This is a genomic window from Xenophilus azovorans DSM 13620 (assembly GCF_000745855.1).
GTDB lineage: Bacteria > Pseudomonadota > Gammaproteobacteria > Burkholderiales > Burkholderiaceae_C > Xenophilus > Xenophilus azovorans.
Map to the genome: position 1 here is coordinate 1 of NZ_JQKD01000043.1, position 14,806 is coordinate 14,806.

The following is a 14,806-nucleotide window of genomic DNA, read 5'->3' on the forward strand; positions in this document are numbered from 1 at the left end:
AAATACTGTTCAGATACGAAGCACCGGCACTGGCTGATGCCGCAAATGGAGCGCTGCGCCGCGATGCCGAACATTGAAGTTGCTCATCTTGCGCTTGACGCCGCGCGGGTTCAGGCGCCCACGACTGCTCACGCAGCGCCCGCGCGCGATCTCGGCCAGCAGGGCCTCGCGCCAGGCAGGCAAACGCTCAGGGGGAAACGGCCGCAGCTTGCGGCATCTTGCGCTTGATCACGCGCACGGCGTGCATGAAGCTCAGGCGATCCGGATCGAGTTCGCGCGCCCAGGCCGCCTGCGCCATCAACTGGCGAATCGCAAAGTGCGCCAGCAGCAGCCCCCACAGCTCCTGCTGCACCAGCTCGGGCGTCTTGCTGCGCAGCACCGTGCTGTTGGCGCGCAAATGCGTCTTGAACTCATCGAACACCCCCTCGATCTCCCAGCGCTCGTGGTACAGCGCGGCCAGCTCCAGGGCCGGCGCCGCATCGGGGTCCAGGAGGTTGGTCAGCAGCCGGTAGCTGCCCTGCGCCGGCGTGGCCGAGCCCTCGAGCGCGTAGTCGATCACACGCACCGTTTGCCCTGCGCGCCGCGCGCGGTCGTCGCTGTCGAACACGCGGCTCAGGTACGAGCCATCGGGCAACATCTGCTCTACCGGCAGCTTGAGGTTGGATTTGACCCGCCAGGCCAGCTTGGCGCCCGTAGCGCAGGCGGTCTGCCAGAGCTTGAAGCCGTAGAAGTTGCGGTCGGCCAGCACCAGCATCTCGGGCGTGAGCTTGGCGGGCAGCAACTGGGCGGCCATGACCTGCTCGCTGTGGCCGTAGGGTGCGATGCCGGCTGCCACCACCGCGTGCGTGCCGCATTCCACCAGGCCCAGAACGCGCGCCTGCGGGAAGGCGCTTTGGCCGCGCGAGGCGCCCGGGTAGCCGAAGAACTTGGCGTTGGCCGCCTCGTCGGCCACGTCCATGCAGCTGCCGTCCAGGGCCATCACGCGCAATCCCCGGTACCACGCCCCTGGCGCCCCCGGCGCGGCCAGCGGGCGCAGCACCCGATCGGCCAATTGGCGCATGACCTCGGGGCCCAGCCGGCTGCGCGCCTGCGAGATCGCGGACTTGCTGGCCTGCACCGCCTCAGTGTGGCCGCCGCCGAGCCATTGCAGGCCTTCGCACACCACGCGCAGCACTTCCTCCAGCGGCGCTTCGCGCCACAGCGCCAGCGCCATCACGTAATACACCACTGCCGGCGCGGGCAGCAGCCGCTCCCGCTGGCTGGCCTTGCCGGTCTCGGCCAACACTTCTTCGATCAACGTCCGTGGACACACGCTGGCCAGCACCCCGGCGCTGATCAAATGCGCAACGTCAACTCTCGACGGCAGCGTCTTGCGTGTTCTGGCCATCACCCTCATCCATTGAAGCTTCGATGGATGAGGATTATGGCTTTAAAAATACTATCTGAACAGTATTGGGGCAAGGAGTCGATCGCGTTGGAGATACGCACGCCGGCCGGGCGCGCGGTGCTGGAGCGGCTGATTTCAAAAGCCCAGGTGCTGGTGCACAATTTTCGCCCCGACTTTGCCGAGGCCCATGCGCTGAACTACGACGCGGTGCGGCGCATCAACCCGACGCTGGTGTATTACATGGTCAGCGCCTTCGGTGAGCAGAGCGACTACCGGCTCAGGCCCTCGGTCGACAGCGTGGTGCAGGGCATGACGGGGGCCTTTTATGCCAGTGGCGAGGCCGGGGACCCACCGGTCCGCATCGGCTTGCCGATCATCGATGTGGCGTCCGGCATGTGCGGCGCTTTGGGCGTGCTGGCCGCGGTGATGCACCGGCAGCAGACCGGCCTGGGGCAGCGCGTGGAGCTGTCGCTGGTGGACACCATGTTCAATTTCATGGCGAGCAAGGTGGGTGAATATGCGATTGAGCAGCGCGAGCCGATTCGCTCGGTGAACCTGCCGATTGCCGTGCCGAGCCGGCACTTTCGCGGCACCGACGGTGCCTGGTTCAGCGTGTCGGTGGTCAATGAAGCGGCGTTCAAGCGGTTTTGTGGCGTCATCGAGCGGCCCGAGTGGCTCACCGATCCGCGTTACCAGCGCAACGCCGCGCGCATTGCCAACCGGCCGGCGCTGCTGGCCGAACTGGAGTCGATTTTCATCACCCGTCCGGCGGCCACCTGGTTGGCCGCCTTCGCGACGGCCGACGTTCCCTGTGGCCCGGTGAACACGGTGTCCCAGGCCATGGCCGACCCGGTGCTGGCCGCCCGCTTTGTCGAGCATCCGGCGCTGCCGGGCCTGCCGCTGATCCCCTTTCCAGCGCAGCTCGCCGCGGGCATGCGCCGACCCGACGCCATGGCGCCACCGCCCAAGCTGGGCGAGCACAGCCGGAACATTCTCGGCGAGCTGGGTTACAGCCCGGCCGAGGTGGATCAATTCGTGAAAGACGGCGTGGTGGCACCCGAATTGAACCATCGTCATCAGTAGATCCCCCAACTTTTACAGGAGCGCCAGGCATGTCGGACCAGGAAGTCATTTACGAAGTCAAGAACTTCGTCGCCACCATCACCATCAACCGGCCCAAGACGCTCAATGCCTTCACCGGTGACACGATCAAGGACATGGAGCGGCTGCTGGCCCAGGCCGGCAACGACCCGAAGGTCGGCGTGATCGTGCTGACCGGCACCGGCGAGCGCGCCTTTTGCGTCGGCGGCGATGTCAACTGGGAAAAGGGCGAAGGCGGCAAGAGCGGCCTGCAGGACCTGGAGTTCAACTTCAACCGCCAGATCGCCGAATGCCCCAAGCCGGTGATCGCGCGGGTCAACGGCTATGCCATTGGCGCCGGCCACCACATCGCCTACTTTTGTGACTTCACGATTGCCGCCGAGCACGCGATCTTCGGTCAGAACGGGCCCCGCGTCGGCTCGCCGGCGGGTGGCTACATCGTCGCGCACGCGGCCAACGTGCTGGGCCACAAGCGGGCGCGCGAGCTGTGGATGCTGTGCCGCCGCTACAGCGCGCAGCAAGCCTTTGACTGGGGTCTGGCCAACGCGGTGGTGCCGATGGCTCAGCTCGACGCGGAGGTGCGGAAGTATTGCGACGAACTGCTGTCGCTCTCCCCCACCTGCCTGAAGATTGTCAAGCGTTCGTTCTACCACCACATGGCCCCGATCATGGGCCGGGACATGAACGACCTGATCCAGGAAGTGGCGCCCAACTATTTCAACACCGGCGAGCAACAGGAAGGGGCCAGCGCTTTTCTGGAAAAACGCAAGCCCGATTTCAGCAAATTCCGTTGAAGGATATGCGCACTCCAGCCGGCGCTGCCCGGCTGGATCTCTAGAGATTGAACATGACGAACCAAGAACGCCATCCCGAGTTGCGCCAGGCACTGCGCGATCTCTTCAAACGCTTCCCCGATGAGTATTTTCGCAAGATAGACGACGCCCGTGCCTACCCCGAGGCGTGTGTCGACGCGCTGACCCGGGCCGGCTGGCTGGCGGTGATGATTCCGCAGGAATACGGCGGCGCCGGCCTGGGTCTGGCCGAAGCCTCGGTGGTGATGGAAGAGGTCAACCGCTGCGGCGGCAACGCCGGCGCCTGCCACGGCCAGATGTACAACATGGGCACCTTGCTGCGCCACGGCTCGGAAGCACAAAAGCGCCTCTACCTGCCCAGAATCGCCAGCGGCGATCTGCGGCTGCAGTCCATGGGCGTGACCGAGCCGACCACGGGCACCGACACCACCAAGATCAAGACCACCGCCGTCAAGCGGGGCGACCGCTATGTGGTCAATGGCCAGAAAGTCTGGATCTCGCGCATCCAGCACTCCGACCTGATGATTTTGCTGGCGCGCACCACCCCGCTGGCCGAGGTCAAGCGCAAATCCGAAGGCATGTCGATCTTCATCGTTGACCTGCACCAGGCGATTGGCAAAGGCATGACGGTGAACCCAATCCGCAATATGGTCAACCACGAGACCAATGAGCTGTTTTTCGACAACCTCGAAATCCCGGCCGAGAACCTGATCGGCGAGGAGGGCAAAGGTTTCAAGTACATCCTGGACGGCCTCAACGCCGAGCGCACCCTGATCGCCGCCGAGTGCATCGGCGACGCCCGCTGGTTCGTCGAGCGCAGTGCCCGCTATGCCCGCGAGCGCCGCGTGTTTGACCGCCCGATCGGGCAGAACCAGGGCGTGCAGTTCCCGCTGGCCGAAGCCCACATCGAGACCGAAGCCGCCGACCTGATGCGCTGGCGTGCCTGCGAACTGTTCGACGCCCACCAACCCTGCGGGGCCGAGGCCAATATGGCCAAGTACCTGGCAGCCAAAGCCTCCTGGGAGGCGGCCAACACCGCCATTCAGACACACGGCGGTTTTGGCTTTGCCTGCGAATTTGACGTCGAGCGCAAGTTCCGCGAAACCCGGCTGTACCAGGTGGCGCCGATCTCCACCAACCTGATCCTGAGCTACGTGGCCGAGCACGTGCTCGGGCTGCCACGTTCATTCTGAAAGCCATGACCATGCGCCCATTGGAAGGAATGTTGATCGTCACGCTGGAGCACGCGATTGCCGCGCCGTTCTGCACCCGTCAGCTCGCGGACCTCGGCGCGCGGGTCATCAAGGTCGAGCGCCCGGGTGAAGGCGACTTCGCCCGCGCCTACGACACCCGGGCCCACGGCCTGGCCTCGCACTTCGTCTGGTGCAACCGCTCCAAGGAAAGCCTGACACTCGACCTCAAGCATCCCGGCGCCCGTGCCGTGTTGCAAAAGCTGGTCGAGCGGGCCGACGTGCTGGTGCAGAACCTGGCGCCCGGCGCCGCCACGCGCATGGGACTGGACCACGCCAGCCTGGCGCCGGTCCATCCGCGCATCGTGGTGTGCGACATTTCGGGCTACGGCGACGGCGGGCCCTACACCGAGAAAAAAGCCTACGACCTGCTGATCCAGAGCGAAGCCGGTTTCGTGTCGGTGACCGGCACGCCGGAGCAGCCGTCCAAGGCCGGCCTGTCGATTGCCGACATCGCCGCCGGCATGTACGCCTACAGCAGTGTTCTGGCCGCCCTGCTGGAGCGCGGCCGCACCGGTCGTGGCCAACGGCTCGAAATCTCCATGCTCGAAGCCATGTCCGAATGGATGGGCTTCCCGCTCTACTACACGCTGGACGGCCAGCCGCCGCCGCCGCGCGCTGGCGCCTCGCACGCCGCCATTTACCCCTACGGCCCCTTTACCTGCGGCGACGGCAAGCAGGTGGTGCTGGCGGTGCAGCACGACCGCGAATGGGCCACTTTCTGCAACCAGGTGCTGCAACTGCCCGATCTGGCCACCCGGTACCTGGGCAACGCCAAGCGACTGGCCCAACGCGAGACATTGCGCGGCATCATCGAAGGCGTGTGCACCACCTTGACGGCGGCGCAATTGGTCGAACGGCTCGATGCGGCGCAAATCGCCAATGGCCAGCTCAATGAGCTGGCTGACCTGTGGAAGCACCCGCAATTGGCGGCGCGCGGGCGCTGGACCGGGATTGACTCGCCCGGCGGCCCATTGCCGGCGCTGTACCCGCCACACCATCTCAGCCACGGCGAGCCACCGCCCATGGGGCCGGTGCCCGCCCTGGGAGAACACACCGAAGCCATCCTCACCGAACTCGGCTACGGCGCGCCCGACATCGCCCGGCTGCGAGCGGACAAGGCCATCTGAGAAGAGGTGTGAACGAATCATGACCCAAGACAAAACCCCGAGCGCGACGCTGGCCGCCTTTGCCGCCGGTCTGCAATTTGACGCGATCCCGACGCCGGTGCTGCGCCGCGCCGAAGACCTGTTCCTCGACTGGTACGCCTCGGCACTGGCCGGCAAGGGCGCGCGGCCGGTCGAGGCCATCGAGGCTTACGCCCGCGCCATGGGACCGGACTCGGGCCGCGCCGAAGTGTTGATCTCGCGCCGCGCCACCTCGCCCCATTTCGCCGCGATGGTCAACGCGGCCGCCTCGCACTTCGCCGAGCAGGACGACGTGCACAACGGCTCGGTGTTCCATCCCGCGGCCGTCGTGTTCCCGGCGGCGCTGGCCATGGCGCAAGACATCGGCGCGAGTGGCCGTGAGTTTCTGGCCGCCGTGGTGGCGGGCTATGAGGTCGGCATCCGCGTGGGCGAGTTCCTCGGCCGCTCGCACTACCGCATCTTTCACACCACCGCCACCGCAGGCACCCTGGCCGCCGCTGCGGCCGCCGGGCGGCTGCTCAGACTGGACGCGCCGACCATGCTGCATGCCTTCGGCAGCGCCGGCACACAAGCCGCCGGCCTGTGGGAGTTCCTGCGCGACGCGGCCGACTCCAAGCCACTGCACACCGCGCATGCGGCGTCCAGCGGTTTGGCCTGCGCCTGCCTGGCACGAAGTGGCTTGACCGGCGCGCGCCAGATTCTGGAAGGGCCGCAAGGCATGGCCGCGGGCATGTCCAGCGATGCCGATCCGGCGCGGCTCACCGACCGGCTGGGGCAGCGCTGGGCCACGGCGGATACCTCGTTCAAGTACCACGCCTCGTGCCGTCATACCCACCCCAGCGCCGACGCGCTGCTCGCGCTGATGCAAACGCATGGGCTCAAGGCCGACGATATCGCCGCGGTGACCACCCATGTGCATCAGGGCGCCATCGACGTGCTGGGCCGCGTCACCGTGCCCGCCACCGTGCACCAGGCCAAGTTTTCGATGGGCACGGTGCTTGCGCTGGCGGTCGAGTACGGCCACGCCGGGCTGAACGAATTCGAGCAGCATTTCCTCGCGCCGCGCGTGGCGGCCCTGCGCGATAGGGTCACGATGCAGCTGGACGCCGAGGTGGACCGGGCCTATCCGCAGCGCTGGATTGGCAAGGTGAGCGTGGCGACGCGCGATGGCCGCACGCTGAGCGCGCGCGTCGACGAGCCCAAGGGCGATCCCGGCAACACCCTGACACGCGGCGAACTGGAAGACAAGGCACAGCGCCTGGCGGCCTACGGCAAGGGCGCCACGCCGCAAGAAATGGAGGCGCTGATCGCGCGCGTCTGGACCGTGGCCGAGGCGCCGCGCATGGGCCGCTGGCTGGAAGCGCGCGCATGACAGCCAACACCGCCGCCCCGCGCGCCGTGCCACGCGCCTACCTCTTCGTGCCCGCCGATCGACCCGAGCGCCATGCCAAAGCCCGTGCCAGCGGAGCGGACGTGGTCATCGTCGATCTGGAAGACGCCGTGCCCCCCGAGGCCAAGGTGCGCGCGCGCGAGGCGCTGGCGGCGCAACTGGACGAAGCCACGCCGCTGGTGGTTCGCATCAATGCCGCTGGCACCCCCTGGTTTGAGGACGACCTCGAACTGTGTCGTCATCCTGGCGTGGCGGCGGTGATGCTGCCCAAGGCCGAGGGCATCGACGCCGCCTGCACCGTGGTCGAGGCCACCTACAAGGACGTGTTGCCGATCATCGAGTCGGCGCGCGGTCTGCAGGACATGCACAGCATTGCGCGCGTGCCGGGCGTGATTCGCCTGACTTTTGGAAGCGTCGATCTGGCGCTCGATCTGGGCATCGACTGCGCGCCCGATGGCGGGGAGACCGAGCTGCTGGCTTTCCGCTCCCAAATGGTGCTGGCTTCGCGGCTGGCCGGGCTGGCCGCGCCGGTCGATGGCGTCAGCACCGCGATCGACGACCTGCACCGCTTGCAGGCCGACACCGAACGCGCGCGGCGACTCGGCTTTGGCGCCAAGCTGTGCATCCACCCGAAGCAGGTGCTTGCCGTTCAGGCGGTGTTCACGCCCACCCCCGAGCGGCTGGACTGGGCGCGCCGCGTCTGCGAAGCATTTGCATCGGCTGGCGGCGCCGCCGTGGCCGTGGACGGCCAGATGGTGGACCTGCCGGTGGTCCAGCGCGCGCGCGCCGTGCTGCGCAGCGCCGGCTTGAAAGCCTGATTTTCATTGACCCGACTGGAGCCCCTCATGGCCCGCAAAAACAAGCCCATCCGCTCCGACATCGCCTGGAGCACCCCCGACCGCATCGAAGTGCACGGCAAGAGCCTGCCCGACGAGATCCTCGGCCATCTCAACCTGGGTGACATGGCCTTCCTGCAGATCCTCGGGCGCATGCCGACGCCGCAGGAATCAAACGTGTTCAACGCCATTGCGGTGACGCTGGTCGAGCACGGCATCACGCCGAGCGCATTGGCCGCGCGTCTGACCTACGCCGGTGCGCCCGAATCGCTGCAGGCGGCGGTGGCGGCCGGCTTGTGCGGCCTGGGCAGCGTGTTCGTCGGCAGCACCGAAGGCACCGCCAAAATGCTGTACGAGGCACTTCCGCCGGGCACCCAGGGCGCCGATCTGGAACGCATCGCCCGCGACACCGTGGCCGCCTTTCGTGCCCGCGGCCAGATCATTCCCGGGCTCGGCCATCCCTTGCACAAGCCGGTCGATCCGCGTGCCCCGCGCCTGTTCCAGATCGCCGCCGACAACGGCTTTTCTGGGGACTACATCCGGCTCGAACAACTGATCTGCGCCGAGGCCGAACGCGTCGCTGGCAAGTCGCTTCCCGTCAATGCGACCGGCGCCATCGGCGCCATCAGCTGCGAACTCGGGCTGCCATGGAAAATCGTGCGCGGCATCGGCGTCTTCGCGCGCGCCATCGGGCTGGTGGGCCATATCCTCGAAGAGAGCCACAACCCGATCGCGGTCGAGATCTGGCAACGTGTCGAAGACGAGGCCACCCAGCACATCAGGCCACAAGGCGCCTGAAGCGCCGCGGCTAGCGGCCGCGCTTGCCCTGCGTGGGGCGTACCACTGCATGCCACGGTCCAGCAAGATGGTCAGTGACTCTCGGGATTTGAATGCGGCGTTGTACTCGCTCCAGTTGGTGGTCTTGTCGTGGGGCTGGACTCGATTGGGCTGAAGTGACACTCAACCACAGATCAAGCGGATTCAACGTGGACGGTGTACCTGCCTTGGGCTGGGGATTTGTTCAACAAAACCCTTTCACAAAAAAAAGTTAGATCCCGGCCCGAACAGCGCGGCGATTCTGTCTCTGAACCAACGATGACGGGGGTCCTTGTCATAGCGACGGTGCCAATGTTGCTGGATCGGAAATTGAGGGATGTCGTAGGGCGGAGGGACGAGTTCAACCTGACCAAGCTTTGCAAAGTGTGCGCCGACTGCGGTCGGGACTGTCGCGACAAGATCCGTGGCGGCAACAATTGCTGGAAGTGTGAGATAGTGCGTGGTGCGCATGCGAATTCTCCGGACAACGCCGCGACGATCCAGAAAATTGTCCACGAGTTCCTGACTCCTGATCGGTGTATCGACCAGCACGTGGTCGAGTTCCGAGTACCTGGACTTGCTCATTTGTTGAGCCGCAGGATGTCCTTTGCGCAGCATGCATGAGAAGCCGTGCATCCTCAGCCGCTGCTTGAAAAAGCGGTTGCTTTTGAGGTCAGGAAAATAGCCGAGCGCAATGTCCACCTGCCCCGACTCCATAGCCTGTTCCAGACTTTGCGGATCGTACGAAGAGGTGCGCATTGAGGCATGAGGTGTTAGCTGCTGCAAGGCTTGGATGAGCCCTGGCGCAAAGATCATTTCGGCCACGTCTGGCATCGCTAGGCAAAACTCCGTGGTCGTCTCGGCCGGCGTGAATCGCGGGGCGTCCAGTACGTTCTCATAGACGCGCTGCAGGATGTGGCGAGCCTCCTTTGCTGCTGCCACACCGCGTGGAGTCGGCTGCATACCTTCCGGAGTGCGAACGAACATCGGGTCGTCGAAGTGCTTACGAAGGCGCCCGAGCGCCGTACTGAGGCCCGGCTGACTCATGCCTAAACGCAGCGCGGCGCGGGTAACGCTGCGGCAGTCGTCCAAAGCGACCAAAAGAGACAGCAGATTCAAGTCGAAGGTCTTGGTCATAAGCCCAGCAAAAGCATCCTCATCTGTAGAAACAATACTTGAAATTCTTCGTATTGTATTGGCGGATAAAGCAACGAATCCTACACTGCTTCCAATCAGCATGCGACAGACGCTGCAGATGCCAGGAGACTACGATGAGTACAACTGAAATGATGGCCAGACCCACTGCGCCCGGTAGCAGGTTCGACCTATTCAACCTGCCGGACGCGTATTACCGCGACCCGGCCCCGTTCTATAAAGCCTTGCGTGATAACGAACCGCTTCTCTGGAACAGCGATGGCTCGGTATTGCTGACGCGCTACGACGACGTCAAGGCGGTGTGGCGCGACCTGAGCGGTCGGGTGAACCGCGCCGAAGCCTATGCGAAGAAGTTCGGCGAGGGGCCGCTTCTTGAGCATCACACCTCGTCGATGCTGTTCCGCGACCCGCCCGATCACGACCGGTTGCGCGACATCGTCAATCCGTTCTTCACGCCGTCATCGATAGAGCGGCTGCGCACGGCGGTTCGAGAGATCGTCGAACGGCTCATCGAGGAGGTGCGCGAGAAGCGCGAGATCGACTTCGTCGCCGAGTTCTCGTCACGTATCCCGATCCAAGTGATCTGCGACATCTTCGGTGTGCCGCGCAGCGACGGCCCATTGATCCGGGACCTCGGCGCGCAGGTACTGTTTCCCCTCAATCCAGCCGTCAGCGCCGAAGCGATCGCCGCCGGCCACGAAGCGACTCGCAAGTTCAAAGACTACCTGTCCGAGCACTTTAACTATTGGCGCCGACAGCCAGTGGAAGACATGCCGACGAACATTATCAGTGCACTGGTCGCCGCCGAGAAGCGCGGCAACCCGCCAATCAGTGAAGTGGAAATGGCACACATGTGCATCCTCGTTCTCAATGGAGGGCACGAGACCACGACCAACCTGATCGGGCTTTCTACTCTGGCATTGATGAAGCATCCCGACCAAATGGCCCTGCTGGCCAAGGAGCCGTCCGTCATTGGCCCGGGGGTGGAGGAGTGCCTGCGCTACACCACGCCGCTGCAGTTGCAGGGGCGGCGCACGACGCAAGAGGTACAGGTGCCTTCTGGGACGATCCCTGCCGACACTGAAGTCATCTTCGCGCAAGTGTCCGCCAATCGCGACGAGCGTGTGTTCGCCGATCCGGACCGCCTGCAACTCACGCGGCAACCCAACGCCCACTTGGCCTTCGGTGCGGGTATCCATGTGTGCCTCGGCCGACCGCTCGCCCGCATGGAGGCGGCCGAGGCATTGCCGGCGCTCGCACGGCACTTCCCGAGCATGCAGCTCATCGATGAGCCCGTCTTCGCCCGAAGCGCGCGGTTCCGCGGCATCCAGTCGATGCGCGTGCGACTCTATTGACTGCGCCATGAGTGCCGGGATAGTGGTGGTGGGCGCAGGGCAGGCAGCCTGCCAGTTGATCGCATCGCTGCGGCAGCTGGGCCATGCCGAGCCGCTGACCCTCGTGGGGGCCGAGCCTTATTTGCCGTACCAGCGGCCGCCTTTGAGCAAGGACTGTTTGCGCCGCGGAGCGACCTTGGCGGATCTGTTGCTGCGGCCCACGTCCTTCTACGATTCGCAGCGGTGCCGGCAGATTCTCGGCCGCCGCGCTATCGAACTGGACCGCGCCGCGCGCGTTCTGCGACTCGACGATGGTCAGGCTATCGAATATGAGCACTTGGTGCTGGCGACGGGTGCGCGCGCGCGTCGCTGGCCGGGCTTGGCCGACGTTTCGCCACACGTGTTCACACTGAGGAGTTGGGACGATGCGCAGGCCCTCGGCGAGCGGCTCACGAACGTGCGGCGACTTGCCGTGCTCGGTGCGGGTTATGTTGGACTGGAGGTGGCGGCATCAGCGGCGCAGCGGGGCATTGAGGTAGCTGTCTTCGAAGCCGCTCCACGCGTGCTCCAGCGGTCGGTCGGGACAGCCATGTCTGTGGCCGTGCAGCGGCTGCACGCGCAGCATGGCGTGCGGCTGTGCCTGGGGGCCACCGTGCGGGCCGTCGAGGTCTCCGCTGCGACCAATGCCAGGAACCCTGTCCGTTTGACGACCACCGACGAAAGCTTCACCGCCGATGCGCTCGTGGTGGGTATAGGCGCCGCGCCGCGCATTGAACTGGCGCAGCAGGCAGGAATTGCATGTGGGCAAGGAATACGCATCGACGCTGCGTGCCGTACGAGTGATCCGCATGTCTGGGCCATCGGTGACTGCACCGAGCAGGTTCTTGGTGATGGCGAGCCTCCGATAAGGCTGGAATCCGTGCAAAACGCGACGGATCAGGCCAAGTGCGCTGCCGCTGTATTGGCCGGCAAGCCGATTCCCCCAGCCCCGGTGCCATGGTTCTGGTCGGATCAGTTCGGCTGCCGGATCCAAGTAGCAGGCCGCTCGGCTGCCGGCGACGAGATCATTCTTCGATCCGTCGCAGAAAAGCGGTTGGCGTTTGCGGCTTGGCACCTTCGGGATGGGCGCGTCACCGCGGTCGAGACACTTGACGCGCCGGAAGACTTCATGGCCGCTCGACAGCTCATCCGCAGCGGCCGTTTCATCGAACGCGCGACCCTGTGCGACGACCGTGTGTCGCTGCGCGAGCTCGTTACTCAAACTTGACAAGGATCATCCACTCACATGACGACTCTTTACTTTCAAACGGCCGAGGGCGAGACCATTGAGTTGCAGGCCAAGGACGGCGCTTCGGTGATGGAGGCTGCCGTAGCCGCGAATGTGCCGGGCATCGACGCCGAGTGCGGCGGCGCCTGCGCCTGCGCCACCTGCCATGTCTACGTTGACGAAGCGTGGACCGAACGTCTGCCGGCCAAAACAGAACTTGAAATCAAGATGCTTGATTTCGCGGTCATGGTCAAGCCCACCAGCCGTCTGAGCTGTCGTCTCATCGTTGGCCCCGAGATCGACGGCCTTTCGATGTCTATTCCTGAATCGCAACATTGACACACATCCCATGAAGATTTGCCGCTTCGATAACGACCGCCTGGGCTTGGTAGACGGGGACACAGTGCGCGACGTCACTGCCGCGCTCGACGTTCTGCCAAATCACCGCTATCCGCTGCCCATTTTCGATCCCCTGATCGCGCACCTGCCCGAGGTACTCCAAGCAATTCGCCGAATCGCCCCGTCGTCGCCCACGCTGCCGCTCGCGGGGCGCCGGCTGCTGGCTCCGGTTGCGAATCCCGGGAAAGTCATCGCGGCGCCCGTCAACTACAAAAAGCATCTCGAAGAAGCCCGCGAGCAGGCCGAGATCCACCACAACGGCCAGGTCGCCGAAATCCAGAAGATCGGACTCTTCCTCAAGGCGACAAGCTCCGTTGTGGGGCCGGGTCACGGCATCGAGATCCAGCATCCTGACCGCCGAAACGACCACGAGGCCGAACTCGTCGCTGTCATTGGCAAGGCCGGACGCAACATTCCGCGCGAGCACGCGTTCGATCACATTGCGGCCTACATGATCGGCCTGGACATGACAGTTCGCGGCCCGCAGGAGCGCAGTCTGCGCAAGTCCATCGACACGTATTCCGTGGTGGGGCCCTGGCTCGTCACTGCTGACGAGATTGACGACCCGCAGGCGCTCGATTTCTGGCTCACTGTCCAAGGCGAGCCGCGCCAAAAGGCCAACACGCGCGATCTCGTGCTGGACATCCCAGCGTTGATCGAAATGGCCTCGTCCTATTACACGTTGCAACCAGGTGATCTGCTGTTCACCGGCACGCCCGAAGGCGTTGGGCCGGTGGTGCACGGTGACGTGATCACGGTCGATATCGAAGGCATCGGTCGCATGACGGTCGACGTCCGCAACGCCAGGAGAGACACGTGAACACACTAAACCTCCCGACGTCTGCTTATGCAGGCGGCGCAGCAACAGCCGACGTCGCTACCCAGCGCGAGGCCTTCTACGAACGCATCGGACGGGCCCATTGCACGCCGCTGTGGGAAGTTCTGCATGACATCGTCACCAAGGAGCCGATCACGCCGTGCTTGCCCCACCTGTGGCAATGGAAGCAAGTTTGGCCGTGGCTGCAGGAAAGCGGCCAGTTGATTTCAGCCCTGGAAGCGGAACGCCGCGTACTCGTGCTGGAAAACCCAGGCCTTCGCGGAAAAACGCGCATCACGCACAGCCTCTATGCCGGTCTGCAGTTCATCCTACCGGGCGAGATCGCACCGTCGCACCGTCACTCGCAATCGGCCCTGCGTTTTATCATGCACGGCGCGGGTGCCTACACGTCCGTGGATGGCGAGCGCGTCACGATGAACGTAGGCGATTTTGTGATCACGCCATCGTGGACATTCCACGAGCACGGCAACGACAGTGGCGAGCCGATGGTATGGATGGATGGACTCGATCTGCCTATTGTAGAGTTGCTTGATGCCCAGTTCCGTGAGGACGGCCCGCGCACCACCGTGCAGGCGGTTGACCGCGAGGCGGGCCTCACGCTGTCCCGCTTCGGCAACACGATGAAGCCTGTAGGCTATAAGAGCCGGACACGCACGTCACCGCTGTTCTGGTATCCCTACGAACGCACGCGAGGGGCGTTGGAGACGCTGCGCCGCAGCGAAGCACCGCACCCGTGCTGGGGTCACAAGTTGCAATACACCAACCCGGTGACGGGCGACTGGGCGATGCCCACCATTGGCACCTTTATGCAGCTGCTGCCCGCAGGCTTCGTGGGCGAATCCTATCGCGCCACGGACGCCACGGTCTATACCGTAGTGGAGGGCTCTGGCCGCTGTGTGGCCGGTGACAAGGTGCTGACGTTCGGACCGAAGGACGTGTTCGTCTGCCCCTCCTGGCTGCCTTACCGGCTGGAGGCATCGGCCGATACCGTGCTCTTTAGTTTCTCGGATCGTCCCGTCCAGGAGGCGCTGGACCTCTGGCGCGAGCGGTTTTGATTCTTGATCGAACCACCA

At 64.8% G+C, this 14,806-nt stretch carries 14 protein-coding genes and 1 pseudogene; 12 read left to right on the forward strand and 3 right to left on the reverse strand.

Features of this window, described 5'->3' with window-relative positions; translation table 11 throughout:
- Positions 1-187: 187 nt before the first annotated feature.
- On the reverse strand, positions 188-1,396 hold the full coding sequence (locus tag Q392_RS20290; RefSeq protein ID WP_011517431.1) for an IS4-like element ISBvi1 family transposase: 1,209 nt from the start codon (positions 1,394-1,396) through the stop codon (positions 188-190).
- Between the two features lie 18 nt (positions 1,397-1,414).
- Between Q392_RS20290 and Q392_RS20295 the strand changes: the two genes are divergently transcribed.
- The 7 genes from Q392_RS20295 to Q392_RS20325 are packed head-to-tail and all read left to right on the forward strand — an operon-like array spanning position 1,415 to position 8,722.
- Positions 1,415-2,470 (forward strand): CaiB/BaiF CoA transferase family protein, encoded by a 1,056-nt coding sequence (locus Q392_RS20295; protein WP_048805395.1) that lies wholly within the window; start codon positions 1,415-1,417, stop codon positions 2,468-2,470.
- Positions 2,471-2,499: 29 nt separating this feature from the next.
- Positions 2,500-3,282: an enoyl-CoA hydratase-related protein gene (locus tag Q392_RS20300; protein WP_026437475.1), complete on the forward strand. Its 783-nt coding sequence runs from the start codon at positions 2,500-2,502 to the stop codon at positions 3,280-3,282.
- A 53-nt stretch (positions 3,283-3,335) separates the two neighbouring features.
- Positions 3,336-4,493 carry an acyl-CoA dehydrogenase family protein gene (locus Q392_RS20305; protein WP_122172629.1) on the forward strand — a complete coding sequence of 386 codons (1,158 nt, stop codon included), beginning with the start codon at positions 3,336-3,338 and terminating at the stop codon, positions 4,491-4,493.
- Between the two features lie 29 nt (positions 4,494-4,522).
- The gene (locus Q392_RS20310) at positions 4,523-5,680 is read left to right on the forward strand and encodes a CaiB/BaiF CoA transferase family protein (RefSeq protein ID WP_080746171.1); all 1,158 of its coding nucleotides are present in this window, start codon (positions 4,523-4,525) and stop codon (positions 5,678-5,680) included.
- Positions 5,681-5,699: 19 nt separating this feature from the next.
- A complete protein-coding gene (locus Q392_RS20315; RefSeq protein ID WP_026437478.1) occupies positions 5,700-7,070 on the forward strand; it encodes an MmgE/PrpD family protein in 1,371 nt (456 codons plus the stop codon).
- Entirely contained in the window at positions 7,067-7,906 is an 840-nt protein-coding gene (locus tag Q392_RS20320; RefSeq protein WP_026437479.1) for an HpcH/HpaI aldolase/citrate lyase family protein, read from the forward strand. Before Q392_RS20315 ends, Q392_RS20320 begins: the two co-directional genes overlap by 4 nt.
- A 27-nt stretch (positions 7,907-7,933) precedes the next feature.
- Positions 7,934-8,722: a citryl-CoA lyase gene (locus tag Q392_RS20325; protein WP_026437480.1), complete on the forward strand. Its 789-nt coding sequence runs from the start codon at positions 7,934-7,936 to the stop codon at positions 8,720-8,722.
- 13 nt (positions 8,723-8,735) lie between these two features.
- On the opposite strand, the pseudogene Q392_RS32925 reads toward Q392_RS20325, so the two are convergent.
- Together Q392_RS32925 and Q392_RS20330 are read right to left on the reverse strand one after the other, a co-directional pair.
- Positions 8,736-8,884: pseudogene (locus tag Q392_RS32925) on the reverse strand (IS5/IS1182 family transposase); the annotation flags it as partial.
- 75 nt (positions 8,885-8,959) lie between these two features.
- Positions 8,960-9,877, reverse strand: coding sequence for a LysR family transcriptional regulator (locus tag Q392_RS20330; protein WP_026437481.1), 918 nt, complete (start codon positions 9,875-9,877; stop codon positions 8,960-8,962).
- 134 nt (positions 9,878-10,011) lie between these two features.
- Between Q392_RS20330 and Q392_RS20335 the strand changes: the two genes are divergently transcribed.
- The 5 genes from Q392_RS20335 to gtdA are packed head-to-tail and all read left to right on the forward strand — an operon-like array spanning position 10,012 to position 14,788.
- Positions 10,012-11,250 (forward strand): cytochrome P450, encoded by a 1,239-nt coding sequence (locus Q392_RS20335; RefSeq protein ID WP_197719214.1) that lies wholly within the window; start codon positions 10,012-10,014, stop codon positions 11,248-11,250.
- Between the two features lie 7 nt (positions 11,251-11,257).
- Positions 11,258-12,496: an NAD(P)/FAD-dependent oxidoreductase gene (locus tag Q392_RS20340; RefSeq protein WP_026437483.1), complete on the forward strand. Its 1,239-nt coding sequence runs from the start codon at positions 11,258-11,260 to the stop codon at positions 12,494-12,496.
- 18 nt (positions 12,497-12,514) lie between these two features.
- On the forward strand, positions 12,515-12,835 hold the full coding sequence (locus tag Q392_RS20345; RefSeq protein WP_026437484.1) for a 2Fe-2S iron-sulfur cluster-binding protein: 321 nt from the start codon (positions 12,515-12,517) through the stop codon (positions 12,833-12,835).
- Positions 12,836-12,845: 10 nt separating this feature from the next.
- A complete protein-coding gene (locus tag Q392_RS20350) occupies positions 12,846-13,715 on the forward strand; it encodes a fumarylacetoacetate hydrolase family protein (RefSeq protein WP_026437485.1) in 870 nt (289 codons plus the stop codon).
- Positions 13,712-14,788: a gentisate 1,2-dioxygenase gene (gene gtdA, locus Q392_RS20355; RefSeq protein WP_048805396.1), complete on the forward strand. Its 1,077-nt coding sequence runs from the start codon at positions 13,712-13,714 to the stop codon at positions 14,786-14,788. The genes Q392_RS20350 and gtdA overlap by 4 nt, the downstream gene beginning before the upstream one ends.
- Positions 14,789-14,806 lie beyond the last annotated feature (18 nt).

Bases quoted from the DNA above. Each gene is read 5' to 3' on its own strand.
- Q392_RS20290 (WP_011517431.1), bottom strand. From the start codon at position 1,396: ATGAGGGTGATGGCCAGAACACGCAAGACGCTGCCGTCGAGAGTTGAC.
- Q392_RS20295 (WP_048805395.1), top strand. From the start codon at position 1,415: ATGAGGATTATGGCTTTAAAAATACTATCTGAACAGTATTGGGGCAAG.
- Q392_RS20300 (WP_026437475.1), top strand. From the start codon at position 2,500: ATGTCGGACCAGGAAGTCATTTACGAAGTCAAGAACTTCGTCGCCACC.
- Q392_RS20305 (WP_122172629.1), top strand. From the start codon at position 3,336: ATGACGAACCAAGAACGCCATCCCGAGTTGCGCCAGGCACTGCGCGAT.
- Q392_RS20310 (WP_080746171.1), top strand. From the start codon at position 4,523: ATGTTGATCGTCACGCTGGAGCACGCGATTGCCGCGCCGTTCTGCACC.
- Q392_RS20315 (WP_026437478.1), top strand. From the start codon at position 5,700: ATGACCCAAGACAAAACCCCGAGCGCGACGCTGGCCGCCTTTGCCGCC.
- Q392_RS20320 (WP_026437479.1), top strand. From the start codon at position 7,067: ATGACAGCCAACACCGCCGCCCCGCGCGCCGTGCCACGCGCCTACCTC.
- Q392_RS20325 (WP_026437480.1), top strand. From the start codon at position 7,934: ATGGCCCGCAAAAACAAGCCCATCCGCTCCGACATCGCCTGGAGCACC.
- Q392_RS20330 (WP_026437481.1), bottom strand. From the start codon at position 9,877: ATGACCAAGACCTTCGACTTGAATCTGCTGTCTCTTTTGGTCGCTTTG.
- Q392_RS20335 (WP_197719214.1), top strand. From the start codon at position 10,012: ATGAGTACAACTGAAATGATGGCCAGACCCACTGCGCCCGGTAGCAGG.
- Q392_RS20340 (WP_026437483.1), top strand. From the start codon at position 11,258: ATGAGTGCCGGGATAGTGGTGGTGGGCGCAGGGCAGGCAGCCTGCCAG.
- Q392_RS20345 (WP_026437484.1), top strand. From the start codon at position 12,515: ATGACGACTCTTTACTTTCAAACGGCCGAGGGCGAGACCATTGAGTTG.
- Q392_RS20350 (WP_026437485.1), top strand. From the start codon at position 12,846: ATGAAGATTTGCCGCTTCGATAACGACCGCCTGGGCTTGGTAGACGGG.